The sequence below is a fragment of the Marinobacter sp. MBR-99 genome, assembly GCF_040547575.1.
Classification (GTDB): Bacteria; Pseudomonadota; Gammaproteobacteria; order Pseudomonadales; family Oleiphilaceae; genus Marinobacter.
The window spans coordinates 188,021-211,085 of the sequence record NZ_JBEPPY010000006.1; the positions used below are offsets into that span (position 1 = coordinate 188,021).

Consider the following 23,065-nt stretch of genomic DNA (forward strand, 5'->3'; position numbering starts at 1 on the left):
CCAATGATTGACGAGGATACCCTGACCGCCCTGAAAACCGCGTTCACCTTCATGCCCCAGCCGGTCGAGATCAACCGCTATGAATACGGCGACGATGCCGACCGCATACTGGCTCAGGTGAACTTCGTGCGTGAGGTTCTGGTCAGCCATGGCATTGACCCGGAGGAAGTGGCCGGTGAAATTAATCCGGACACTTCCCCCAACTCCTGTTACTGAGGGTAGTATGCCAAGGCTGTTTTTCGGGCTTGAGATTCCCGAGGCCATCAAGACAAGCCTCCTGCAAGTCAAAACACAGGTGGCGGGAGCCCGTTGGCAAAGCCGCGGGCAACTGCACCTGACCCTGGCGTTCATCGGCCAGGTAGAAGAGCAGCAAGTCGCCCTGGCCTGTGACCTGGCAAGGGGCGTCACCCAATCGCCCTTTGAGTTTAATGTGCAGGGGCTGGGCTGCTTCGGTTCCCCGGAGAAACCCAAGATCTTATGGGCTGGCGTATCGCCTGAGTATGAGCTCAGAGAACTCCAGATCAACCTGGCAAACAAGTTGACCGCCAATGGGTTCACACTCGAAAACCCGAACTTCAAACCACACATCACACTAAGCCGTTTTCGGCACCCGGCCGGGCCGGTTTCCTCGCTGCTTGAGAGCCACCAAGGCACCGCGTTTGGATTGATGCCGGTTCAAGACTTCGTACTTTATGAGAGCACGCCAGGGCCAAGAGGCTCCGTTTATACCGTTGTTAAGCGGTTTGCATTGCAACCCTGACGCTCTTACTGCCCTCAGCGCCGGGGCCTGACCAGAAACCAACTGGCCAGCACCAGCGCCCCAAACAGGGTATAGACCAGAATAAAAACCCAGTCCGGCGCGTTGTAGTACAGAATGGTTTCCAGCCAGTGCTGAATGAACGAACCCTCATAACCACCCTGCCCGGCCTTCGCCCGCAATTCCATTTCCCAGATCGTCAGTGGGCACAGCACGCCAAGCCAGGCCTGAAGCACGACAATAACAATGACCACAAGATGGCTCAGCCGGAACCAGATATTTCGAACCCAATTCCACTGGCGAAAGTAGCCGACCAGGGTAGCCACCAGGCCAAGAATGACGAACGCCACCAGTAAGGTATGGAAGAGCAGTAATAAGTCTGCGAAGATCTGGAACCAATTGGCATCCATAGGCGCCCCGGTTTCTGCGAATGGCCTCAAAGGTCTAGGTTGTCATAACAACAGGACTCTAGAATACCCTTCTGAAAAGCATCATCCGAGGATGAATCCATGATGGATGTCGTCAATCTGTATAACCGGCTTAGCCGTCTGCCTATGGGCAAAACCCTGTTCAGCCGCGCGGTCTGCCAGACCGCACCGTACTTCTCCAGCATTTCACCAACGGTGGAGACCCTTGCCCCGGGCCTTTGCGTGGTCACCATGAAAAAACGCCGAAAGGTCACCAATCACCTGAAAACCGTTCATGCGATTGCCATGTGCAACATGGCCGAACTGGCCGGTGGCCTGTTAACCGACGCTTCCATTCCCAAAGGCGCACGCTGGATTCCCTCGGGCATGACCGTCCGATACCTCAAAAAAGCCAAGACCGATCTGATAGCCACCGCCGATGGCTCCGGCATTGACTGGTCGCAGGAAGGAACCATACAAGTGCCCGTCTCTGTGACGGACACAAACGGTGCTGAAGTATTTCATGCGCTGATTGACATGAACGTCAAACTGTCAGCCTAATGGCGTGTATGGCTCAGACAATAACCGGAACAAGGATGCAAACATGGGAAGCCCAAAGCTGGTCGGCATTGTGCTATTGGTGGTAGGCGTTGTCCTGCTCTACTTTGGCTACCAGTCCAGCCAGGCTGTTGGCAATCAGGTTGCTGAAGCGCTGACAGGACGCTTTACCGATGAAACCATGTGGCACCTGATAGGTGGTGCAGCGGCAACTGCAGCCGGAGCCTTTCTGACGTTTATGAAGAAATAGCGAATTCCTTAGTCAGGAATACCCTTCCAGACTCCCTGGTTGGATAGGCCGGCACTGTGACAGCGGTGCCGAACAACCTAGTGTGTATTACCTAATTCCCTCCCATAAACTTCTTACGCCTGCTTACCAAGCCAATCCAAGAACAACATCGCTTCCGTGAGCGCAGTAACCCATGGACATCTATTGATACAACGGAGTGTTGTTCTATGCGCACTATTGCAAGAAAGAAAACCCTTACCCTTCTGTTCTCCCTCGTTCTGATCGCCGCCTGTACCGCAACCATCAAGCCCGAGTGGACCGCCCTGTATAACCACAAAGCCAACGTCGAACCTGATCGCCTGACCTGGCTGGAGGATCTTTCGGTCAACAGTTTTGGTGATGTGATGGTTGCTGGTACAACCATTCGCACCGGTCTCGCCAATCGAGTGCAGGATATTCTGCTTGTCCGTTATTCCGATAACGGCCAGCGACTCTGGGCGGTCGATTTCGATCTGGCCACCGGTGATTACCGCAGTGACGACAGCGCCCTTGCCATGGTTATTGATGGCCAGGACAACGTGTACATCCTCGCCAATCAGTTCAAGGTTCTCGATGAAAATACGTCGTCCGCCGGCGCCTGGCTGATCAGTGCTGATGCCAATGGCAACGAACGCTGGCGCTATAAGCTCAGTGACAGCAGCGAAATGCGCGCGTTGGCTCTTAACAATGACAAGCTTTACGTAACCGGGCCCAACACCCAGGTATTCAACCTGGAAGGCACGCCGCTTCTGGGCGTCGAGCATCCGGAGCATACCGCGCACTCGGTAACCGCCAGTGCCAACGGTAATTTCGTCATTGCCAGCGGCCAGGCTGTCAGCCTGTTCAACGCAAACGGAGAGCAACTTTGGCAGCAAACCGGTGTAACCGGTGAGTACCCGGCCGGCGAAGTCATCTTCACCATGAATGGCGACATCGTGGCCACCAATCTGTTGGCAGACAACGGCGGTGCTCGCATCACCCGCTACACGCCGGCAGGCGACAAGCTATGGACCAGAACCTTCGGCGCGGCTTACAAGAGTTACGGCTTGCCCGGACCAGCCCTGGTGTTTGAGGACTATCGTGGCGACCTGCTGCTGACGTCTTCCAACTCTGATGGTCACCGTATCGTTAAACTCGACAGTGCCGGCAGGACCGTCTGGAATAAAACATCGCGCAACGGGATTATTAAAGATGCGGCCTTGAAAGGATCTGACCTGTTTGTCGTCGGTGGCGGCTTCAACGCCAAGTACGAAAGCGATGGCAGCCGCGTGGCGGAATCAAGAGTAGACCGGAATGTGCAGATTACCACCGGCAGCGTTGCCATTGATGGCAACAAGCTTTACGCCGGCTACAGTGCCGAGAGCAACGGTAGCTTTGCACTCCACCTGTCACAGTATCTTGATCGGTAAGGCCATCGGGGCCAGGATAGCCGGCTGGCACACAGCCGGCTATCACGAAAGGCTTTGGCGGTTACGATATGGACACACGGCAGCTAGCTCAGCTGGCCGGAATAAACCTGCCGTAGCCCATCTCCCGCCCTAACTCGGGAACCAACTGTTCGTCATCCACCGCCAGCTTGCCGTTGATCAGCACGGTTTTCACGATTCCGGGGTTTCGGTTAACCAGGCGTTGAAGGTCGAAATTCTCCATGTCGCCCCAGTGCACCTGCTCGAGATTTTGATCAAACCCTGATGGATCCAGCACCACCAGATCCGCCCGGTCACCCTCGCGGATTTTGCCCGCGTCAATGCCAAACCAGTCGGCCTGGTCGCCGGTCAGGCGATGCACCGCCTGCTCCATGGTCATGATCGAGTCGCCTTCCTCGATGGATTCGTGCACCAATTTCAACATGCGTAGCGGCAGGTTGTAGAACGCCATATTGCGGATATGAGCGCCGGCGTCGCTGAAGGTAATCAGCGAGCGAGGGTCTTTGACGATGCGCTTGAGCACCTGTTTCCGGTGGTTACCCACGGTGGTGTACCAGCGGATCTTCTTACCGAATTCCACCACCAGATCCAGGAACAGATCGACCACGTGTACACCACGGGCCTTGGCCACTTCCTCGAAGTTCTTGCCGATCAGGGATTGATCCGGGCAGTCGATGATCATGGCGTCACCAAAGTCTCGCTGCCACACCCTTGGGCTCAGTTTTTCGCCATAGAACTTACGGAACTTACGCCGGTACGCTTCGTCTTTCAGGAGTTCGTTGCGCTCAACCGCGTCTTTCAGGTCCAGGGCCATTTCGCCGGCGCCGAACTCTTCAAAAAACACCACATCGATGCCGTCGGCATACACGGTGAACGGCGTGGGCAACACCTGCCAGCGGAAATCCCCTCGCAACGCATTGGTAAACACAGAGGTCAGGCGGGTCAGGTTGGTGAGGTAGGCACTGCCTTTAAGATCCATCTGGCTGATCAACGTGGTCTTCAGGGGCCGGCGCAACCAACCCAGGCATTCGCGCACATACTGCAGAATCTGTAGCGGCGTGGCGGCATTCGGCGCCCCCTGATGCACCCGGTTGTACTGGCGCACCAGCTTATTCAGGCGCGCCACCTCTTTCCATTTGGCGTAGGTGCTGGGCAAACTCTTGGACCACTCCCGGTCGCCGTCTACTTTGTCCCATTTAAGGCACATGGTAGACAGCCCCAGGAAGCCTTCATCCAGGGCCTCTTTGAGTAACCGTTCCATGGTTTGCATTTCTTCTTCGGTGGGCTGAATCGCCAGGTCGGTAGCCCGGCTGAGCCCCATCACCCCCACTCGCAGGTCGCTGTGCCCCAGAAAACTGATCACGTTGGGACCCAGTGGCACTTGCTGGATATGCTCAACCCATTGCTTTGGGGTCGACCAGGTTTTGTGTTCCTTCAGAATCGGCAGCACCCGCTCCCGTGGTACGGTTTCCACCCGGGTAAAAATATCCGATGCGTCCTCATATTCGCTACAAATCATGCTCAGGGAACAACTGCCCACCAGCACCGTGGTCACACCATGGCGCACCGATTCCGACAGGCTGGGGCTGACCAGCAGCTCGGCATCGTAATGGGTATGGGTATCCAGGAATCCCGGCGTCACCCACTTGCCAGAGGCATCAATCACGCGGTCAGCCTCAGCATGATCGATGGCTTCACCAGTGACCCTGGCAACACGGCCATCCTTGATCGCCAGATTGCGGATGGAAGACGGGGCGCCGGTGCCGTCAAAGTACCGGCCACCTTCAATGATGAAGTCGTACTGAGCCATAGCGGTGTTCCCTTTCACTGATCTTGTTATTGTCAGGGCAGTAGCCAGACACCAATGTACCGCAGTGTCTGGTCCGGAACTACTCAGGATAGCTCAGTAACACACGATTACTTCGCCATCAAACCAACATAGGCTGCGGTGAAGGCGGTTTCCTGGAAGGCTTTCAAACCGGTCTCCTCAAAATGAATCGGCAGTGGGTTGGCGGCCAGCGTAGATTTGATCAACGCAGGAGGGAGCAATCTGACTTCCAGATCCGGGTCTGCAATCAGCTGTATCGTCGCCTCCAGTTTGAAACTGATGGCACCGCCAGCAAACTTGCCTTTGGGCATGCGTTCCTTGATTGCAACACGGGTAACCCCATGCTCGGCCATCAGCTCCGCGAACGCCGCCTGGAACTGCTTCAGGTCTTCGCGAGTGTGGTTTTTAACCAGCGATAGCCTGCGCACTTTGCATTCCGGCAAGCTGATCAGCCCCCGATCCAGTTTCAGCAAACACAGCACTGCGTCGCTCGCGGTAAGTTCAACGCCACAAATAATCATAATATTGCTCTCTTTGCTCGCCGCACCTTCAGCCACAGCACTTTTTGAACTTCAGACCACTACCGCAACTGCACGGGTCGTTACGAGACGGCGTTTTCGTGGTGACGACAGTCGCAACCTTGTTCAGAAGTACCGTCAGCTCGGCGATGGATTCAACCGCTCCCTCGCGGTCGTCTACCGTGATGTTGGCGTGCAGCCCGGCCTCGGCCACCTGGGCTTCGATCTCTTGCTTGCGTGCCTCACTGGTTACCACCAGCGTTAGCGGAAATTTCTTGCTGCCGCTTTTCTGACTGGCCTTGGTTTTGAACCCGCCGTAATCGGTATGGTGCTGGCGAGCATCTTGCCGGCCTTTATAAAAGAACTTGTCTGACATGCTGACATCCTGATGAACGGAAGAGAGCCCGGAAGCCTGGAGAACGCCTGCAGCCGCTGGGCGGAGACGTTTTAGCACGCTTGTGGCGCCGAATATATAGGCAGAAGCGGAAGTCACTCAGTTAAAGCGGCAAATCCAGTGAAGAAGCCCTGCGGACGCTGTGTGAATGCATCAGCCCAAGAGCCGCTCTTTCGCCTCATTGATGCGTGCCGCCAGATAGTTACTACCTCCACGGTCCGGATGCATTTTCTGCATCATCCGGCGGTGGGCCTGGACAATCTCTTCCTCACTAGCGCCGGGCTCCAGGCCAAGGATATCCAGCGCTTCGGCCTCGGTAAGCGGGCCGCCCGCCCGGGAGGGTTCACCGGATTCACCGCCAGCGGGATCGCCCTGATCATCCGCCCGCCAGGAGTCGCCAAACCGGCGGTCCAGGTAGGTTTCCAGCAATCGGGCAGAGTCTTCATCTTCAGCCCGGCAAAATCGTAACAACTCCAGAAACTCGCTCTCGCTCAGATCCGACAGCGCTCGCCCAGCCATCGGCCCTTTCAGAACCTTGCCGCTCATGGACCCGGAATCGTGGTCCAGACTCATCTCCAGGATATCGCTACTCACCCGGGATTGATTTCCGGTTTTCGCCTGGGCACCGCCGGGCAGGTTGCCGGCCAGCAATGAAGGCAACACCCGGCGCAACAATGGATAAAGGAAGGCCAGTAACGCGAAAAGAAAGTGCAGTCGGCCGGTAACCGCCATCACCAACACCAACCCGATCCCGGCAATCAACGCCAGTTTGATAACCGCCGGTTTGCGTTGACTGGCCGGCTGGCTGCGCAGCCAGACCCACGCAACAACCGTTAAAACAATAACCAACAGCGTTAGTGGCACTCAGATACCCCGGGATTGGTCAGTGGATTCAGCAAGCGCTATCGGATTTGCTGGGTCAGGCGCTTCACTTCCGGAGAGCTACGGCTGGAAAAATCCTCCAGGGCTTTTGCTCCCCCGGAAGCATAGACCGCAACGGCCGCCATAAGATCCTTAAGCACCTGCGGGCTGTTCCGGTCGAAAGGCACATAGGCGCCACCAGACAACTTGCTGACCTGCTGGAAAACGGCTTTGGCATGAGGGTCGTGCCCTTCATGGAACATGAATACCGGCGTTCGCAACAGGCCCAGCTCGCCTGCGCTGTGGCAAAGCTCATCCACAGACTCCTCGCAACAATCTCCGATAAACACCACGGCTTTGACCGCTTTGGCCCGAGTTTCCTTCACTGCATGGGTCAGCACCCGGCCGATCTGGGTACGGCCACCCAGGCAGGACACGCCGTTCATCAAGTTCAGCAGCTGGCCAGTTTCATTCACAAACCCGGTCGCCTTGAACTCACCAAAGCCACGGTAATAACACAGCTGAATGGCCAGGCCTCCCAAATCCTTGGTGGCCATAAACAGTTCACTCTGTAAGTGGCAGGCCTGGTCCCAGGTTGCTTCACGGCTGGCGGTGGCATCCAGGGCGAAAATCAGACGGCCCTGGCCACCTCCCTTCGCGGGCAGCGTGCGAACCTGGTGGATAAACTGGTCGATGGCCTGTTTATCGGATTTGGTACGTAGCTCTTTGTCAGTCATCAGCGTCCGCCACCTCCCATGCAAAACTAGAACGAGCTGGACATCACCTCTTGCAGATCACGCTTGAGTTCTTCCGCCGGGGTAATCCACAACTCACCCTCCCCACCGGGGAAGACGCCCACTTCCAGGCCGTCTCGGGTTAAACCCGGCACCCATTTTTTGAAGAAGTCCGGTAGCGACACCGCTTTCGGTGAAAGGTCACCGGAATCCTTGGCGTAATCCGCCGCGAACTCAGTTCCCGGCCAAACCGGTAGATACCCAACACCGTCCTCTTCCGAAACAATTTTCAGAAACTGATTGTCGGCATTGATCAAAATCCAGATTTCGCGCTCCTCGGCGACGGCATCCAGAAAGTAGTCGTACCGTTCCTCGCCATCCATCTCAAGAATCTGGGCCAAGGGGTTATCGCTCATGAGAACTCCATTATAGGGAACCAATCCCGGTTTCACCGCCCGAAGCGGCCATGCGTAAACTGAAGCCTATCAGGAAAGACAACAAGTTGCCTGAACAGGCGCTATGGTTAGTGTACAGCCCGAACGATGGCAGGCCCTATGCTACTCCGCGAATCCAGTGCCCAAACCAGAAATCGCCCCGTAACAGCGCAAGTAGTTGCGACAGCCATACTGTTATTCCCGCTCACGTTGCCCGGCCCGGCCAACGCTACCAGCAGTCTCTACCTGCAGTATCGTCATTACCAGCCATACAGCTGGCCCGTTAACGAGCCCGCCGCCAAAGACGTCAGCCGTTCCCAGCGCGGGCTGGGCTGGCAACACAAGGGCACAACCTCCTCCTTGGGCCTCGACTACGATTACCAGCCGCTGCGCATACGCACTGGCACTCCGGCCCATAACGGCCACCTGCACCGGCTGACATTCGGGGGCGAGTGGCAACACAACCTTTATCACCTGGAGACTCAAGTGGGCGTCGCAGGCACCTCCAATATGTTCAAACATCAGGACTTCCACCGCCAGGTACTCAATGGCCGCCTCGCTGTATTCAGAGCCTGGCACGAGGGCTCAGACCTGAGCGTGGGTGTTGGCGGTGATCATCGCTTCGGTTCGTTCCGCTGGCTGCCGCGGTTGAGATGGGCGCAGTCCACAGATAACGGCCACTGGTTGATGGATTTGCCCGTTTTGCTGCAATGGCAAAACGCCAATCATCGCTGGACCATCCGGATGGAGCGCGCGGGCGACCGGTGGGCCACACTCGACAAGTCCCGCGAGGTTGAAAGCGCGCTGTATCTTCGGGAATGGCGGGCGGAACTGAGCTACCGGCTCGACTTTGGCCATGATTCTTGGCCGGCGGTTGTGCTGGGGTTTGGCGCCAGTGTCGATACCCGCGTTCGATACCAGGATCTGGACGCGGGTACCCGGGATATTCGCCTCGGCGATAGTGTCTTCGGCCGAGTTATGCTCAGCTGGTAGGCATTAAAGCTTTGCCAGGGCATCAACCACCGGCGTGTCGCCTGAAACCACATCGAACACCCGGTTATCGGTGTTATCCGAGTCCAGCACGGCCAGCAGCACCCGGGCCACATCCTGGCGGGGAATCTCTGCGAAAGAGGCCAGTCGTTCACTCACCGCTACCTTGCCGGTGCCGTCTTCGTTGGTCAGTCGCCCAGGCCGCACAATGGTGTAATTCAGGCCGCTGTTCTTCAGGTGTTCATCGGCATTTCGCTTGGCCCGAAGATAGTGCTGGAGTTTCTCCGGCCCCTTCTCGGGCTCTTCGGCACGCATACTGCTCACCATGATAAAACGCTTTATCCCCATGGCCTTGGCCGTATCCACCAGGCGGATAGCACCGTCCTGATCCACATCGATGGTTTTATCCGGGCCGGTGTGGGGGCCAGAACCCGCCGTGAAGATGACTGCATCGCAGCCGCGCATGGCCTCGCTGCAGTCGTGCTCCAGATCCCCCAATACGGTTTCGGTGGCACCCAGCTTCTGCAGTTCCGGCCCCTGATCAGGATGCCGAACCAACGCACGGGCCTCGTGATCGCTGTTTGCCATCTCCTGCAACAGGTGTTGCCCGATTTGCCCGTTGGCTCCGGCTATAAACACATGCATGTAGACCTCCTGTTTCGCTGTTCAGCGTATGTATCCTTTATAGCTGAGTGCACACCCAACGCAATTCAAGGCAGTAAAACGCTTTTGCTTTGAAGCATCATTAAAAATGAATAACACCAGAAGTGAACCAAAAAGCCACTTACACACTATTCTACTACCCGAATATTCTTTTTAACGGGAACGGAGCTTCCGCATGATTACAGTCCACCACCTCAACAATTCCCGCTCACAACGGGTTCTCTGGATGCTCGAAGAACTGGGCGTGCCTTACGAAATCCAGCGTTACGAGCGCGATGCTGAAACCATGCTGGCCCCCGCCAGCCTGAAGAAGGTACACCCGCTGGGAAAATCGCCGGTGATTACCGACGGTGATCTGGTGGTGGCAGAATCCGGCGCCATCATTGAATACCTGGCCCACACCTACGGCAAAGACACCATGCTGCCCCAAAACGGCGGCCAACAATGGTTGGATTACACCTACTGGATGCATTACGCCGAAGGCTCACTGATGCCGCCGCTGGTTATGCGCCTGGTGTTCGAAAAGGTCAAAACCAGCCCGATGCCGTTTTTCATCCGGCCGGTGGCGAAAGGCATCGCCGACAAGACAAACCAGATATTCATCGGCCCTATGATCAAAACCCATCTGGACTTTGTGGAAGCACACCTGGCGAAGAACACCTGGTTCCTGGGGGACGAACTGAGCGCAGCCGATATCCAGATGAGCTTCCCGCTGGAAGCCTCAGTGGCACGCGGTATTGTGGGTGCAAGCCGCCCCCATATCTCTGCCTGGGTGGCGCGAGTACATGCCCGGCCGGCGTACCAGCAGGCCCTTGAGAAAGGCGGCGAGTACGACTTCGCCTGAGGATAGCGGCGAGGGCCAGCGGCCCTCGCCTTAACAAATAAGGGCCGGTGCTCAGCCCGCCAGCGCAGCCCGCACTTTCTTGCTCAACTGCCCCATATCCACCCGGCCCGTCACTTTCGGGCGCAGCTCGTTCATCACATTCCCCATATCCTGCATACCCTGGGCACCCGTTGTGCTGATCGCCTCAGCAATCAGCCCGTCCAGCTCTTCCTCGGATAACGCTGCGGGCATGAACTCCTCAATAATCACCATTTCCGCCCGTTCCTTGTCCGCCAGCTCACCCCGGCCGGCGTCATCGTACTGGCTGGCGGCGTCCCGGCGCTGTTTTAGCATCTTGTCCAACACCTTCAGCACATCGTCGTCACTCAGCTCACGGCGCTCATCAATTTCAATCTGCTTGATGGCAGACTGGGCCATACGCAGAGTAACCAGCCGGTCCTTGTCTTTGCTGCGCATTGCGTCTTTCACCGCATTGCCGAGCTGTTCCTTGAGAGATGCTTGTGCCATGGTTGGGCTCCTGTTTGAAGGAAAAAAGAGTGTGGGCATAATATCAAAGAACCAGCCCTGGGCCCTCAAAACCAACTCGACAACCACAGCCTTGGAGTTTCAATGCCCTATCAGTTCGAAGATCTCAAAAACGCGTTTCCCACCGAGTGGCGGGATTACATTGAACACAGTTTTGTGCAGCAGCTGGGCAATGGTTCGCTCGCGCCGGAAGCTTTCCAGCATTACCTGAAACAGGACTACCTGTTCCTGATCCAGTTTGCCCGGGCCTATGCCCTGGCGGCTTACAAAAGCCCAACCCTGGCTGACCTGTTGCAAGCCAAAGACGGGTTGCTGGCCATTCTGGATACCGAGCTGGGGTTACACATCAGCTATTGCAAAGAGTGGGGAATCTCAGAGCAGGAGCTGAACAACCTGCCCGAAGCCCGCGCCACCCTCGCCTACACCCGCTACGTGCTGGATACAGGCAATCGCGGCGACCTGCTGGACCTGCACGTGGCCCTGTCACCCTGCATGGTCGGCTACGGCGAGATCGCCAACTGGCTGAACCAGAGCGCAGAAACCCTGCGTGGCGAAGCCAACCCCTACGATGCCTGGATCGCCATGTACGAAAGTGACGAATTCCAGGGCGCCATGCAAGCGGAAATCCGCTGGCTGGATGAACGCCTGGCCGACGTCACCCCTAGCCGGTTTGAACAACTGTCCCATATCTTCCGGGATGCCACCCGCCTGGAAATCGACTTCTGGGATATGGGACTGAACCTGAGTGACTAGGTTTGCGCCCACTACTCCACCGTGACGGTGATTTTCTCAGACATCACAGGCGGCTCATGGGGAATATGCAGGTGATCACCAACCAAAAGCTGGAGTGTGTATTCCCCCGGCTCTAACTCCAGAGTGGTCTGGGTTTGGCCTCCCCCAAAATGAATATGCCGTTCATCCGCTGGGATCGGTTTGTCCATCGGGGGCAGGTCATCCACATTAACCAGCAGATGGTGGTGCCCGGTTTTCTCGCGCTCCACGCCCGCCGGCGCAACACCCAGGCCCTCCAGGCCAAACCTTACCGTCACCGGAGAGCTCACCGTTTGCCCGTCGAGCGGCGTCACAAAATACACCGCCGCCCCGTCAGGCGCGGGCGTTGCCCCATGGGCACCGGCGACCAGCGAAGCGGCAAGGATCAAACCGAACGTGACACGCTGTGTCCTGATCATGGCGTTCATAACCTATTCCTTCAGTGAGTGAACCACTTCCTAAGAGTAGGCTAATTTTCCGGGTAGGGAAAAACTCAACCAGCCTACCTCTTAAACCAGCAGTACACCCGCATGGGAGGAATGTTCAGCAGTTCCAGCGAACAGCTGGCATGGGCCCCCATGATCGGATCCATAACCCCGGCCACTTCCCGGCGGAACTGATAAGCGATAAACCGCCCACCTTCGGCCAGGTTGTCATTCACTGCCTCTGCCACGCGCTTGGCGGCCGCCGCCGGCATCTTCGAGAATGGAATGCCGGAGATAATCACATCCGGTTGTTCCATGTCATAAAAACCCAGGATGTCAGCGAGATCCTCAGCACTGCCCAGATGGTTGTTAAAGCGGGAGTCGGTGATGTCAGCAAGCAAGTCGTGGAAGAAGGGGCTCAGCTCAATTGACAGCAACCGTGCGTCCGCCCCCATATGACGAAGGAATGTGCGCGTGGTGCCGCCGGTACCGGGCCCCAGCTCCACTACCCGTCTGGCCACTGGCAGATCAGAAACCTCAACAATTCGTTGCTCCAGAAATCTCGAACTGGGTATGACGGAGCCAACCTGACGCGGCTCCCGCAGAAATCCACGAAAGAATGCCGCAGGGTTTGTTCTCCGGCCTGAAGCGACATTCGGCTCACCACTTCCCCCATCCATAGCATGGCTCCCATATGGCCACCTGAACTGTTCTTCGAGTATAGCAGTGAGATTCCCATCCGATGCATTGGATAAAAGGTTGGCAAAGAGCGGCGTTATCATTGCTGGCAGCGAATCTCACCGAAAAATAAATCTTTTCAGGATTTGAAAAACTTTGCTATGCAACCACCATTAATTAGCGTACTGTCTATTTCGTTGGAAACATTTAGCAAAGCATTTCACGAATAAGACCTTTTGTGTTGTTAAACATCTTGTCCTGTTTTTGGTCCTGCACGTTTTTTATTTCCCGCATATCGCTGATCAAAGATCACAACGATCTTTTGATTGCATCTTATTGATTAAATTCAGGATAATTATTATGTCTACCATTAAAGGCAACGTTAAGTTTTTCAATGAAGCAAAAGGTTTTGGCTTTATTACTCGTGAAGGCGGCGCAGACGTTTTCGTTCACTACAGCTCTATTCAGGGCGGCGGGTTCAAGACTCTGGCCGAAGGCCAGGAAGTTGAATTCACAGTGACCGACGGCCAGAAAGGCCCGCAGGCAGAAAACGTTATTGGCCTGTAAATAACAGCCAATACGTAATAAAAAAGGCAGCCTCGGCTGCCTTTTTTGCTGTACTAAACCGGACATATTAACTTTGACAGCCTGCCCGGGTTATCGCGAGATCATCAACTACTCTTCAGATTGATCTGCTTAGTGCCGGTAGAGGTCAGTTGCCCACTTTTACCTTTACCCACATGCTCAACACGCCCACCAGACTTTAAAAAGGCAGCAGTTTGCGCCTCAATCTCGGCAGAAGTTAAAGTAGCTTTCACGGCTTTTTTACTCATGATATTTTCCACATTATGTCTTGGCTTATTCGCCGGTATCAGCACCCCAGTCTATCTGAAATTAAAAAATAATGTTGGACTGATTAATTAAATGGGATTTGCACAGGCACCTGACACGTATAATATGATTCAAACCGGCGAGCCCAACCCATGACCATCAACCGTGAACGCCTTGCTGCCCTTGCCGCAGAACCCCATTGCCATGGGGGAAGGTATCGAAACCTGGAGCCGGTGCCCCGCCACGGCCTGGGGGATTTCCTGCGCTGGCAACTGGCGCCAGGTCGCCGCTTCCCGCAGGGTAAACGCTTCACGCTGCTGCGCCCGGATAGCCACTTGCTGGCAAAGCCACCCCGAAAACCACAATTGGTCTGGCTGGGGCACTCGTCTTTCCTGTTCCAGTATCAGGGCCTGAACGTGCTGACCGACCCGGTGTTGTCAGACCGTGCCAGCCCTTTCCAGTTGATCGGGCCAAAGCGGCACACACCGCCGGCCCTGACCGTGGCAGACATGCCGCCTATCCACCTGGTATTGATCTCACACAATCACTACGACCACCTGGACGAAGCAACCGTGCGCCAGTTGCACCGGCGCTTCGGGACACACCTGCGCTTTTGTATTCCCATGGGCTTACGCCCCTGGTTTGAAAAACGCGGCATCCATAACCTGGTGGAACTGGGTTGGTGGCAGTCTGAGCGAATAGCCGACGATCAGGAGGTGTTCTGCCTGCCCGCCCAGCACTTCAGCGGCCGCACCGCGACGGACACCAACACTACGCTCTGGTGTAGCTGGCTTCTGGAAATCGACGGTTTCCGTCTCTATTTCGCCGGGGACACCGGCTACGGCGGGATATTCAGGCGTATCGGCGAACTGTTCTCGCCCGTTGATCTGGCACTGCTACCTATCGGCGCTTACGACCCGCGCTGGTTCATGGCTCCGGTGCACGTGGCACCGGAAGAGGCGGTCAGGATTCATCAGGACATTGGCGCCCGCCAATCCGTCGCCATGCATTGGGGCACCTTCGTACTCACTGATGAGCCCATGGATGAGCCACCACGGCGGCTGCGGCTGGCGCTGGAAAGACAGGGTTTGGGTGACTCGGAGTTTCGGGTAATGCAACATGGAGAAGTCTGGTCGCCAACGTAGTCCCCTCTATGAACCGGCGTCAGCCCTCTGGCGTTTCCGTTCAGCATTCAGCAACGCCCGCTTTCTCTCCAGGCCCCAGCGATACCCGCCAAGCCCGCCATCACCCCGCAACACCCTGTGACAGGGAATCAGTACGCCTATCCGGTTTTTGCCGCAGGCAGAGGCCACGGCCCGCACCGCTTTGGGCTTGTCGATCTTCGCGGCCAATTCGCTGTAGCTAAGCACATCGCCTTCCCGAATGCTCAACAGAAATTGCCACACCTTCATCTGAAAAGCCGTCCCTCGCATATCCAGCGGCAGGTCCGGCCTCGGGGCGCCTTGGCTGATGTGTTCATCCAAAGCCTCCACCCAGGCATCAAGCTCCGGGGCATTCCGTGCCGGTGACGCCCTCACTTCGGCCTTGGGAAACTCTGCTTTCAGACCACTCACCAACGAGGACTCACTGTCACCAAACTGGACAAAGCAGACCCCCTTGTCCGTTGCCGCCATGGCCATCAAGCCGAGAGAGGTGGGTCGGCAGGCGTAGACGATGACCTCACCCTCACCCCCAGCCCGATAGGCCCTTGGCGGCATTCCAATATTGCGGTGCGCTTCCCCATAAACCCGGCTGACGGAACCAAACCCAGAGGCAAAGATCGCATCCGTGACCTTATCGCCATCTTTCAGGGATTGCTTGAAGCAGCGCATCCGTACCGCGTCCTGATAGGCTTTGGGAGAAACGCCAAACGCTTCCTTGAATTGCCTTTGTAACCGCGAGGGAGAAAGCCCAACAATAGCCGCCAAGCCTGCCAGTGTCAGCGGCTCGTCTGCGTGGGTTTCAATATAACGTGCGATTCTTACCAGTCGGGTCATTCGTGAATCCCCCTCCTGGCGATCATCCCCGGATTCCAAGGCAGCCCGCATCTCCTGCTCCACTGGCAACGGCATGTCATTCCCCTATATTCGCCAAGCACGGGGTTATTACAACGGACATTGCCAGGCGTTTCCATCCGATTCTTGCCCTGTTACTCCTTGCCAAGCCTGCCGACGTCTACTGGCCAGTCCTCTCGCATCGGGAAACAACAAAAATCAGGCTCTTGGGATCGGCATCTCCTGCCGTTGGTGCCAGCATCCGGGAAACGCCTAAACCCGCATCACTGAATAACCGGCTCCAGTCGTCCAGTGTCCGAACATAAAGAGGAGACGGTTCGCCGAAATCGCCGGGCAAGTCGGCCCAGGTGCCTTCCCGCCAACCGCTCTTGGCCACCTCGTTTCCGCTGAACATCATCGGGTGCAGTGTCTGGATAATCAACACGCCGCCTGGGGTCAGCATTTGAGGGACAGACATAACGCACTGGCGCACAGTTTCGTCGCCAAACAGTGAAAAGTTGCAGACGACCAGGTCAAATATTCCAAGCCCCAACTTGGTAAGATCAGCCTGATCTCCAACCACATAATGCCCCTTGCGATGCTCTTGGGCGTATTCGATCAGCTCGCGGGATGCATCCACGCCGACGACGCGATAACCGGACCCGGTCAGTAAATCCACCAACCAGCCCTCTCCGCATCCCACATCCAGGACCCGAGAGTTCGGCTGAACATGGCCATTGATTGCGGCAAGCAAAGCGTCACGCGACGCCACGCCTGGCGCACGGATTCCGTGATCCCGAACGGCATCAATCCAGGCCCTCCCGTTCTCATCCCATGCCTGGATAATCAACTTTTCAGGGTGTTCTTGGTTCCTCTCGATGGCCATGGGGTTCTCCCGGACACTATAAATGCACCATTCTGGCCGGCGCCTTGGCTCTCACCAAACCTCAGGCTCGCCAGTAATCCTTACTGCTCTCATCCATCGGAAAGAAATGCTCAATCCGCAGATTCTGCGCAGTAACATCCAAAGGCGTGCCGATGGTTGCGATGGTGGAAAAGATTCTGAGCTGTTGGTCACCCAGATTCAGGGTAAAAGGAATCGCCGGGTAATCCAGGTTTTCCACCACGTGGCTCTTCCAGTTCTGCGGAACGCCGGGAACCGTCAGCGCCTTTTCCAGCAAACGATTGGGCTGGTCCCTATAAGGGCCTGAAAGATGTTCCTGGTAGACACGTTGCAGCATGTGGCAGGCCATGGCTTCCCAATCGCCCACGAATGGCTTGATGCCTGTACTATCCAGCAGTGATAACAAAAAGTTTGGCGGGGCTGGAAACTGAGCGCCCAGCTCGACCATGCGCACCATCATCTCCTGCATGGCTTGGTTGGCCATCACCAAATAGTATTCGTGGTCGAACACCACCGCCGGGTAAGGCAAATGCGACTGCAACAGGTGTTCAAGCGCCTCCCTGATCATCGCCATGCCAGGCGCACTCAAATCCTGATCGGAGTATACCTGGCTGTAACCCGCTGCGGACAACAGGCGGTTAGTTCCCGCCAGGTCCGTTTGCAGCATCTGCGCAAGATGCAGAACCATACCCTTGCTGGGCTGACTTCGCCCGGTTTCCAGAAAGCTGATGTGTTTTGCCGACACTTCGCAGGCAAGGGCAAAATCCATCTGACTCAGGCGCTTACCCTGCCGCATTTCTCTGAACAGCGTACCGAAGGCACTCATGTGTGGCCCCGTCAATTCCAAGTGTTCAGCCATTATCTTAGCCGAGTGCAGGCTAAACCATTACCTCACAGGTAATTGAGCCTATCACCGCCCGGGTAGAAGCTTCGTAGTGTAGTCAAAAAAATACGAAACCCGATTGAGGTGACCCTATGAAGAACTTTCTCCGTCAATTCAGTGTGAAACAAATCGTCCTGGGCGATGTACTTCTCTCCGCCCCCCTGGCGTTGGCATTGATTCTGGCCGCAGAGCCGATTGCCCAATGGGCGGGAGGCCCCGGCGCAACCTTCTATCTGGTGGTAGGGGTGGTGTTATTGCTCTGGTGCGTGGAAATGACCGCCATGGCCATCAACGAACGGTGGATGGAAAAATACCTTAGCCTTATGATTGCTGTCGATGTCACCTGGGGCTTGCTGTCCCTTGCCCTGATGGTGTGGTTTGCGGAAACCCTGCAGCCCCTGGGCTGGCTGCTATTCACACTGAATGTGCTGATTCCGCTGGACATGGCGTGGATGAAACGGGTTGCAGGGGGCAAACCTCAACAGCCGGCTTACCGATAATGACGCACTCTCCCAACTGACAGCGTGTGGCTGAGCGCATCCCGCCAGCCACATAACTCTCAGTCGTGAAGGCAATCCATCAATGATGCCCACCCGGCCCGTGGGCATGGCCGTGCGCTAATTCTTCCGCATCGGCGGCGCGAACTTCAACGACTTCGATCTCAAAGGTCAGGGTTTTACCGGCCATCGGATGGTTGGTGTCCACATCAGCGAACTTATGGCCGACCTTGGTGACAACTACATGGCGCCGGCCCTGTTCGGTTTGCACCTGGGCGACCATGCCCGCCTTCCAGCGTTTGGCCCCCATCAAATGCTTGATCGGCACGCGCTGCACCGCATCGGCCCGGCGCGGGCCGTAGGCTTTATCCGGTGTAACGGTAACACTGAAGGTATCACCGGCCTCACGCCCCTCCAGCGCTTCTTCCAGGCCTCGAATAATACCGCCATGCCCGTGTAAGTAGGCGTTTGGCTGGCCGCCACGAGAGGTTTCAACAACCTTGCCTTGTTCATCACTTACATTGTAGTGAAACAGGACTACTTGGTTCTTTTCGATCGGCATGTGATTCTCCGCCTTGATGTAAAGCACGCCATTATAGCCGGCTGTATCCCCAACTCCACGGAAGACATCCGAACATCACACCTCATTCGCTTTCCGATACAGCCCCCGATAATCAAATATCCGTTCCTGCACCTGCCAATAATGCTTCTGCTTGCGGGCAATGACAAAATCCGGTGCCGGCAACAAAGCTTGCACCTCAAGTACCTCCTCCGCCTTGCCGAAGGTTTTCGGAGCCTGGCCGTTAGCAAATCTGCGGCCGAACAGTTTGTTAAACACGTTGCGCTGTGCCGGCTTGCTGAAATCAAACGACTCGCCAAGCTCCTCCCCATCCTCACCGTGGTAGGTCATCTTCAGCTTGCTTCCGCCAACGCCCAGGGTGATCCCGGCGCAACGAATCACCATGGAATCCTTGAGCTTCAGAGCATCTCGAAGCTGATCGTCCGGGTCGATAATGGCTTTATGACAGTGCCCGCAATTTCTGGCCGCAATGTCATTCTCGCCACCACAGTGGGGGCACTCCTTGAAGCGAAAACGGTAGTCGCATTGCCAGGCGCGCGCGCCCTCCCCCTCCGCGGGCTCCAGCAGCCCCTGGCAACGGCGCCCATAGTGCTCAATCACCCGGCCTTCGCTGTCGGTTTTGCCCCAGAAGATGTTGGCAAACCCGCAGCCCGGGCAGAACACCTGCACCGGTTCACTGTCTGGATTCGGCTTCGGCTCCCCAACCTCCGGGTGATGCAGATTCACGTGGTTGCCGGCGTAATCCATCACCAGGCAGTCCTTTTTGCCGTCGTCCAGGCGAAGACCACGGCCCACCATCTGCTGATACAGGCTCACCGACTGTGTAGGCCGAAGAATGGCGATCAGGTCCACATGGGGTGCATCAAAGCCTGTGGTAAGCACAGACACATTCACCAGGTACTTTAGCTGCCGCTGCTTGAAGCGCTGTATCAGCAGGTCCCGATCTTTCTGGTCGGTGGCGCCTGTCACCAGGGCGGTCTGGTTCTCCGGCAAGTAGCCGGTGATCTCCCGCGCATGCTCCACCGTTGCCGCGAAGACCATCACCCCCTGACGTTCAGCGGCCAGCTCCACCACCTGATCAATAATGGCGCGGGTCACCCGCTTGTGTTTGCTCAGCAGCTGGTTGATGTCTTTCTCGGCGTATTCACCAAAGCGGTTCTGAGCCAGCGACGAGAAATCGTATTGCGCCACCGCGGCGTTCACCAACTCCGGCCGGGTGAGATAGCCACGATTGATCATATAGCTCAACGGCAGTTCGTAGATGCAGTGCTGGAAGGGCTTGTCCTCTTCACTACGAACAAAGCCCCGGTAGTGATAGCGATAGATCCAGCCCATGGCCAGGCGATAGGGCGTGGCGGTCAGCCCGAGCACCTTCAGGGAGTCGTTCTGCTGCTTTAGTAGCTCAATGATTTGTTGATACTGGCTGGCTTCCTCACCGCTGACCCGGTGGCATTCGTCAATGATCACCAACGAGTACTCATCCCGGAACTGATCCAGGTTCGCCGCTACCGACTGCACACTGGCAAAGGTGACCTGATGATGACTTTCCTTGCGCTTAAGCCCGGCGGAGTAGATGCCACCGGCTAACCCATGCCCCTCGTATTTGGAATGGTTCTGCTCCACCAGCTCTTTGACGTGTGTGAGCACCAGGATCTTCCGGCGGGCAAGACGGGCCAACTCCGCAATCACCAGGCTTTTGCCGGCGCCGGTTGGCAGCACGATGACGGCAGATTCGTCCGACTTGCGAAAATGATCCAGCGTGGCGTCGACAGCTTCCTGCTGGTAGGGGCGAAGGTGTGTGAGCAAAAGACTTAAACCTCTTTACTGCATTTATTCAGTATCGATTCAAAAATACCCCAATAACCTCCCAAGAGTCAGCGCACCAATCCATACAAACAAAGACAACGCCGCCCCACTCGCACAGAAAAAGGCATTTTCGCCATCAGAGGCAGGTTCTCCACATCCCGGCGCTTCAATACCTTACCCAGTACCAAAGCATTCGATACACCCATAACCACCAGCGTGATCTTGGCCTGGAACAACGACGAACCCGCGTAGTCCACGGCTGCCGTGGCGAATAGCAGCAGCAAGGAAGACTCCGGTACACCGCATTCGACTTAAAAATAAGTAACCGAAGGTTATTTACAGGCCGAAAGCGCCAGCGTATATTAAGTAACCATAGTTCACTTAAATGGAGAAGAGCATGTCATACGTGGTTATCACCGGCGCCAGCGCCGGCATTGGTGAGTGTTTCGCTCGGGCACTGGCATCTGAAAAACAGAACCTGATTCTCGTCGCCCGCCGGGAAGAACGTCTCAACACGTTGGCCTCCGAGTTGAAGCAACAGCACGGGATAGAGGCCATTGTTCTGAAAGCTGATCTGGCAGACCAGGCAGGCGCCGATGCACTGGCCCAGCAACTGAACGCTGGCGGCTGGGCGCTCACCGGCCTGATCAACAACGCCGGGTTTGGCGACCGTGGTGCTTTTACTGACCTGGGGCTTGAACGGCAACTGGCTATGATCCAGGTGAACGTTACCTCCCTCGTCTCCCTCACCTGGCAGTTATTGCCGGTGCTGCGCAGGCAGCCCGGCAGCTTTGTAATTAACGTGGCGTCTCTGGCAGCGTTTCAGGCCGGGCCCAATATGGCCATCTACTACGCCACCAAAGCCTTCGTACTCTCCTTCTCCGAGGCACTGCATGAGGAGCTGAGGGGCGCAGGCGTTGCCGTCAGTACGTTGTGCCCGGGCGCTACAGAGTCAGAATTTGCCCAGGAAGCCCACATGACCAACACCAAACTGTTCAAATCCGGCACCATGACCGCTGAAGCGGTGGTCAAGAAATCCCTTGCCCAGCGCCGAAAAGCCATCGTGATTCCCGGGCTGCGTAACCTGCTGATGGTATGGTCTGGTAAACTCTCGCCCCGGGCCGTCACACGGCGCCTGGCCGGCTGGCTGCAAGCCTGAACCCGGCCAACAAGCGAGTGATATGAGGTGGTTTTGAAGCACAGACTATGCGGTGGTAAACAGCGCGCCCGTTCTGAGTCGGATAAGGCGCTGCGCGAACAACAGATACTCAATGCGGCGGAAGGCCTGTTCCTGGAGCATCGGTTCCATGGCCTCACGCTGGCAGACGTAGCCCGGGAAACCGGGGTCACCAAAGCCGCCCTGTACCGTTATTTCCGCAGCAAGGAGCTGTTGTTCATTGCGGTGTACCGCCGCGCCATGTCGGACTGGGTGTCAGAAGTGGAAGCCGCCGGCCCGGCCGGTTTTCCGGAGCAGTTTGTCGATCAGATTCTGGCTCATCCCGTATTCTGCGGACTGACCGCTATACTACACATTGCTCTGGAAACCGGCCTGAGTGAAGACGAGGCCCGGGAGTTCAAACTCTTCCTGCTGACCCAAACCCGCCGCATCAGCGCGATTATCGGGGCAGCTACCGGCCAGGAAGAAGCCGCCTGCCAGCGGTACCTGATGCAATGCCAACAGGCGCTGATCGGCACTTGGCACATGTGTCACCCCCCGGAGCCAGCCCGCAAGGCCATGCAGAAAGAACCGCTAACCGTGTTCCAACTGGAGTTTTCAGACACCCTACGGCAACACCTGGGCATTTTGACCGAGGCTTTTATTTCATAACAGAACGCTGAGAGTCCAATTGATGACCACCCACCTGCCCTTTTCCCAAGCCTGCGAAAACAACAAAGGCCCCATACTGGAAAGACTGCGCGAGGTCTTCAATGCACCGGGTACCGTGCTGGAAATAGGCACTGGCACCGGCCAGCACGCTGAGCATTTCGCAGCAGCCCTGCCTCACTTACACTGGCAGCCAACGGACCACCCCACGGCCGCGCACCTGGCAGTTGCCCGGCTGGAACAGGCTGCGCTGCCAAACATACTCCCCATGCGAAAGCTGGACGTGGGCAACACCCCATGGCCTACACTGGAATTCCGATGGGTATTCTCCGCCAACACCGCCCACATCATGGCCTGGACAGAAGTGGAACAAATGTTCCAGGGCATCGCCGCAAGCCTGCGTGATGACGGCGCGTTTTGCCTGTATGGGCCGTTCAGGCACCAGGGCGAGTTCACCAGTGAAAGCAATCGGGCGTTTGACCAGTCACTCAGATCTCAGGCTCAACACATGGGCATCCGCGATATCGAGGATTTGTCTGCGCTGGCCAAGGCGGTGGGTTTGGTACTGCGGGAAGATTATGCAATGCCGGCGAACAACGAGATGCTGGTGTTTGTTCCAGTGCATTCGACCGGTACAAGACCGACAGACTGAGAATCAGGGGT

General features: G+C 56.5%; 32 protein-coding genes. 14 read left to right on the forward strand and 18 right to left on the reverse strand.

Features of this window, described 5'->3' with window-relative positions:
• Window positions 1–3 precede the first annotated feature (3 nt).
• A complete protein-coding gene (locus ABIE59_RS07270) occupies window positions 4–216 on the forward strand; it encodes a hypothetical protein (protein ID WP_044383963.1) in 213 nt (70 codons plus the stop codon).
• Between the two features lie 7 nt (window positions 217–223).
• Window positions 224–760, forward strand: coding sequence for an RNA 2',3'-cyclic phosphodiesterase (gene thpR, locus ABIE59_RS07275; protein WP_354445618.1), 537 nt, complete (start codon window positions 224–226; stop codon window positions 758–760).
• Window positions 761–774: 14 nt separating this feature from the next.
• Here the strand turns inward: thpR and ABIE59_RS07280 are convergent, their stop codons facing one another.
• The gene (locus tag ABIE59_RS07280; RefSeq protein ID WP_354445620.1) at window positions 775–1,167 is read right to left on the reverse strand and encodes a DUF2784 domain-containing protein; all 393 of its coding nucleotides are present in this window, start codon (window positions 1,165–1,167) and stop codon (window positions 775–777) included.
• Between the two features lie 99 nt (window positions 1,168–1,266).
• Between ABIE59_RS07280 and ABIE59_RS07285 the strand changes: the two genes are divergently transcribed.
• The 3 genes from ABIE59_RS07285 to ABIE59_RS07295 all read left to right on the forward strand — a co-directional run bounded on the left by ABIE59_RS07285 (window position 1,267) and on the right by ABIE59_RS07295 (window position 3,399).
• Window positions 1,267–1,725, forward strand: coding sequence for a hotdog fold domain-containing protein (locus tag ABIE59_RS07285; RefSeq protein WP_354445622.1), 459 nt, complete (start codon window positions 1,267–1,269; stop codon window positions 1,723–1,725).
• 43 nt (window positions 1,726–1,768) lie between these two features.
• The gene (locus tag ABIE59_RS07290) at window positions 1,769–1,972 is read left to right on the forward strand and encodes a DUF3185 family protein (protein ID WP_354445624.1); all 204 of its coding nucleotides are present in this window, start codon (window positions 1,769–1,771) and stop codon (window positions 1,970–1,972) included.
• Between the two features lie 206 nt (window positions 1,973–2,178).
• Complete coding sequence (locus tag ABIE59_RS07295) at window positions 2,179–3,399, forward strand: outer membrane protein assembly factor BamB family protein (protein ID WP_354445626.1); 1,221 nt, start codon at window positions 2,179–2,181, stop codon at window positions 3,397–3,399.
• A gap of 88 nt (window positions 3,400–3,487) precedes the next feature.
• Here ABIE59_RS07295 and ABIE59_RS07300 read toward each other — a convergent pair whose 3' ends face one another.
• The 6 genes from ABIE59_RS07300 to ABIE59_RS07325 all read right to left on the reverse strand — a co-directional run bounded on the left by ABIE59_RS07300 (window position 3,488) and on the right by ABIE59_RS07325 (window position 8,168).
• Window positions 3,488–5,227 carry an N-acyl-D-amino-acid deacylase family protein gene (locus ABIE59_RS07300; protein ID WP_354445628.1) on the reverse strand — a complete coding sequence of 580 codons (1,740 nt, stop codon included), beginning with the start codon at window positions 5,225–5,227 and terminating at the stop codon, window positions 3,488–3,490.
• A gap of 107 nt (window positions 5,228–5,334) precedes the next feature.
• On the reverse strand, window positions 5,335–5,766 hold the full coding sequence (locus tag ABIE59_RS07305; RefSeq protein ID WP_354445630.1) for a DUF3010 family protein: 432 nt from the start codon (window positions 5,764–5,766) through the stop codon (window positions 5,335–5,337).
• Between the two features lie 28 nt (window positions 5,767–5,794).
• Window positions 5,795–6,139: a PBPRA1643 family SWIM/SEC-C metal-binding motif protein gene (locus tag ABIE59_RS07310; protein WP_058092218.1), complete on the reverse strand. Its 345-nt coding sequence runs from the start codon at window positions 6,137–6,139 to the stop codon at window positions 5,795–5,797.
• Window positions 6,140–6,310: 171 nt separating this feature from the next.
• A complete protein-coding gene (locus ABIE59_RS07315; protein WP_354445632.1) occupies window positions 6,311–7,021 on the reverse strand; it encodes a DnaJ domain-containing protein in 711 nt (236 codons plus the stop codon).
• A gap of 38 nt (window positions 7,022–7,059) precedes the next feature.
• On the reverse strand, window positions 7,060–7,755 hold the full coding sequence (locus tag ABIE59_RS07320) for a VWA domain-containing protein (RefSeq protein ID WP_342630945.1): 696 nt from the start codon (window positions 7,753–7,755) through the stop codon (window positions 7,060–7,062).
• 26 nt (window positions 7,756–7,781) lie between these two features.
• A complete protein-coding gene (locus ABIE59_RS07325) occupies window positions 7,782–8,168 on the reverse strand; it encodes a DUF2750 domain-containing protein (RefSeq protein ID WP_152438819.1) in 387 nt (128 codons plus the stop codon).
• A gap of 138 nt (window positions 8,169–8,306) precedes the next feature.
• On the opposite strand from ABIE59_RS07325, the gene ABIE59_RS07330 reads away from it, so the two are divergent.
• On the forward strand, window positions 8,307–9,179 hold the full coding sequence (locus ABIE59_RS07330) for a hypothetical protein (RefSeq protein ID WP_354445633.1): 873 nt from the start codon (window positions 8,307–8,309) through the stop codon (window positions 9,177–9,179).
• A gap of 3 nt (window positions 9,180–9,182) precedes the next feature.
• Here ABIE59_RS07330 and ABIE59_RS07335 read toward each other — a convergent pair whose 3' ends face one another.
• Complete coding sequence (locus tag ABIE59_RS07335; protein WP_152438821.1) at window positions 9,183–9,821, reverse strand: SDR family oxidoreductase; 639 nt, start codon at window positions 9,819–9,821, stop codon at window positions 9,183–9,185.
• A 193-nt stretch (window positions 9,822–10,014) separates the two neighbouring features.
• On the opposite strand from ABIE59_RS07335, the gene ABIE59_RS07340 reads away from it, so the two are divergent.
• Complete coding sequence (locus ABIE59_RS07340; protein ID WP_342630948.1) at window positions 10,015–10,683, forward strand: glutathione S-transferase; 669 nt, start codon at window positions 10,015–10,017, stop codon at window positions 10,681–10,683.
• A 51-nt stretch (window positions 10,684–10,734) separates the two neighbouring features.
• Here ABIE59_RS07340 and ABIE59_RS07345 read toward each other — a convergent pair whose 3' ends face one another.
• Window positions 10,735–11,190: a GatB/YqeY domain-containing protein gene (locus ABIE59_RS07345; RefSeq protein ID WP_138437060.1), complete on the reverse strand. Its 456-nt coding sequence runs from the start codon at window positions 11,188–11,190 to the stop codon at window positions 10,735–10,737.
• Between the two features lie 102 nt (window positions 11,191–11,292).
• On the opposite strand from ABIE59_RS07345, the gene tenA reads away from it, so the two are divergent.
• Window positions 11,293–11,961 carry a thiaminase II gene (gene tenA / locus ABIE59_RS07350; protein ID WP_354445635.1) on the forward strand — a complete coding sequence of 223 codons (669 nt, stop codon included), beginning with the start codon at window positions 11,293–11,295 and terminating at the stop codon, window positions 11,959–11,961.
• 11 nt (window positions 11,962–11,972) lie between these two features.
• On the opposite strand, the gene ABIE59_RS07355 is transcribed toward tenA, so the two are convergent.
• Both ABIE59_RS07355 and ABIE59_RS07360 read right to left on the reverse strand, forming a co-directional pair.
• Complete coding sequence (locus ABIE59_RS07355) at window positions 11,973–12,407, reverse strand: DUF4399 domain-containing protein (RefSeq protein ID WP_354445637.1); 435 nt, start codon at window positions 12,405–12,407, stop codon at window positions 11,973–11,975.
• A 74-nt stretch (window positions 12,408–12,481) separates the two neighbouring features.
• A complete protein-coding gene (locus ABIE59_RS07360) occupies window positions 12,482–13,084 on the reverse strand; it encodes a class I SAM-dependent methyltransferase (protein WP_354445639.1) in 603 nt (200 codons plus the stop codon).
• 358 nt (window positions 13,085–13,442) lie between these two features.
• Between ABIE59_RS07360 and ABIE59_RS07365 the strand changes: the two genes are divergently transcribed.
• Window positions 13,443–13,649 carry a cold-shock protein gene (locus ABIE59_RS07365; RefSeq protein WP_022987913.1) on the forward strand — a complete coding sequence of 69 codons (207 nt, stop codon included), beginning with the start codon at window positions 13,443–13,445 and terminating at the stop codon, window positions 13,647–13,649.
• Window positions 13,650–13,753: 104 nt separating this feature from the next.
• Here the strand turns inward: ABIE59_RS07365 and ABIE59_RS07370 are convergent, their stop codons facing one another.
• A complete protein-coding gene (locus ABIE59_RS07370) occupies window positions 13,754–13,915 on the reverse strand; it encodes a PFL_1563 family small protein (RefSeq protein ID WP_354445641.1) in 162 nt (53 codons plus the stop codon).
• A 150-nt stretch (window positions 13,916–14,065) separates the two neighbouring features.
• On the opposite strand from ABIE59_RS07370, the gene ABIE59_RS07375 reads away from it, so the two are divergent.
• Window positions 14,066–15,058: an MBL fold metallo-hydrolase gene (locus ABIE59_RS07375; RefSeq protein ID WP_354445643.1), complete on the forward strand. Its 993-nt coding sequence runs from the start codon at window positions 14,066–14,068 to the stop codon at window positions 15,056–15,058.
• A 6-nt stretch (window positions 15,059–15,064) separates the two neighbouring features.
• On the opposite strand, the gene ABIE59_RS07380 is transcribed toward ABIE59_RS07375, so the two are convergent.
• The 3 genes from ABIE59_RS07380 to ABIE59_RS07390 all read right to left on the reverse strand — a co-directional run bounded on the left by ABIE59_RS07380 (window position 15,065) and on the right by ABIE59_RS07390 (window position 17,670).
• A complete protein-coding gene (locus ABIE59_RS07380) occupies window positions 15,065–15,985 on the reverse strand; it encodes a bifunctional transcriptional activator/DNA repair enzyme AdaA (RefSeq protein WP_342630955.1) in 921 nt (306 codons plus the stop codon).
• A 103-nt stretch (window positions 15,986–16,088) separates the two neighbouring features.
• Window positions 16,089–16,793: a class I SAM-dependent methyltransferase gene (locus tag ABIE59_RS07385; RefSeq protein WP_354445646.1), complete on the reverse strand. Its 705-nt coding sequence runs from the start codon at window positions 16,791–16,793 to the stop codon at window positions 16,089–16,091.
• A 61-nt stretch (window positions 16,794–16,854) separates the two neighbouring features.
• Window positions 16,855–17,670, reverse strand: a complete 816-nt coding sequence (locus ABIE59_RS07390; protein ID WP_354445648.1) for a helix-turn-helix domain-containing protein — start codon at window positions 17,668–17,670, stop codon at window positions 16,855–16,857.
• A 116-nt stretch (window positions 17,671–17,786) separates the two neighbouring features.
• On the opposite strand from ABIE59_RS07390, the gene ABIE59_RS07395 reads away from it, so the two are divergent.
• Window positions 17,787–18,194, forward strand: a complete 408-nt coding sequence (locus tag ABIE59_RS07395) for a hypothetical protein (RefSeq protein ID WP_354445650.1) — start codon at window positions 17,787–17,789, stop codon at window positions 18,192–18,194.
• Window positions 18,195–18,273: 79 nt separating this feature from the next.
• Here ABIE59_RS07395 and ABIE59_RS07400 read toward each other — a convergent pair whose 3' ends face one another.
• From ABIE59_RS07400 to ABIE59_RS07410, 3 genes are all read right to left on the reverse strand, one after another.
• Complete coding sequence (locus ABIE59_RS07400) at window positions 18,274–18,753, reverse strand: FKBP-type peptidyl-prolyl cis-trans isomerase (protein ID WP_354445652.1); 480 nt, start codon at window positions 18,751–18,753, stop codon at window positions 18,274–18,276.
• Between the two features lie 75 nt (window positions 18,754–18,828).
• Window positions 18,829–20,577 carry a DNA repair helicase RadD gene (gene radD, locus ABIE59_RS07405; RefSeq protein WP_354445654.1) on the reverse strand — a complete coding sequence of 583 codons (1,749 nt, stop codon included), beginning with the start codon at window positions 20,575–20,577 and terminating at the stop codon, window positions 18,829–18,831.
• Between the two features lie 68 nt (window positions 20,578–20,645).
• The gene (locus tag ABIE59_RS07410; protein ID WP_354445656.1) at window positions 20,646–20,861 is read right to left on the reverse strand and encodes a hypothetical protein; all 216 of its coding nucleotides are present in this window, start codon (window positions 20,859–20,861) and stop codon (window positions 20,646–20,648) included.
• 113 nt (window positions 20,862–20,974) lie between these two features.
• On the opposite strand from ABIE59_RS07410, the gene ABIE59_RS07415 reads away from it, so the two are divergent.
• The 3 genes from ABIE59_RS07415 to ABIE59_RS07425 are packed head-to-tail and all read left to right on the forward strand — an operon-like array spanning window position 20,975 to window position 23,054.
• Window positions 20,975–21,736, forward strand: coding sequence for an SDR family NAD(P)-dependent oxidoreductase (locus tag ABIE59_RS07415; RefSeq protein WP_354445658.1), 762 nt, complete (start codon window positions 20,975–20,977; stop codon window positions 21,734–21,736).
• 27 nt (window positions 21,737–21,763) lie between these two features.
• Window positions 21,764–22,405: a TetR/AcrR family transcriptional regulator gene (locus ABIE59_RS07420; protein ID WP_354445660.1), complete on the forward strand. Its 642-nt coding sequence runs from the start codon at window positions 21,764–21,766 to the stop codon at window positions 22,403–22,405.
• Window positions 22,406–22,427: 22 nt separating this feature from the next.
• A complete protein-coding gene (locus tag ABIE59_RS07425) occupies window positions 22,428–23,054 on the forward strand; it encodes a DUF938 domain-containing protein (RefSeq protein WP_354445662.1) in 627 nt (208 codons plus the stop codon).
• The last annotated feature ends 11 nt before the right edge of the window (window positions 23,055–23,065 follow it).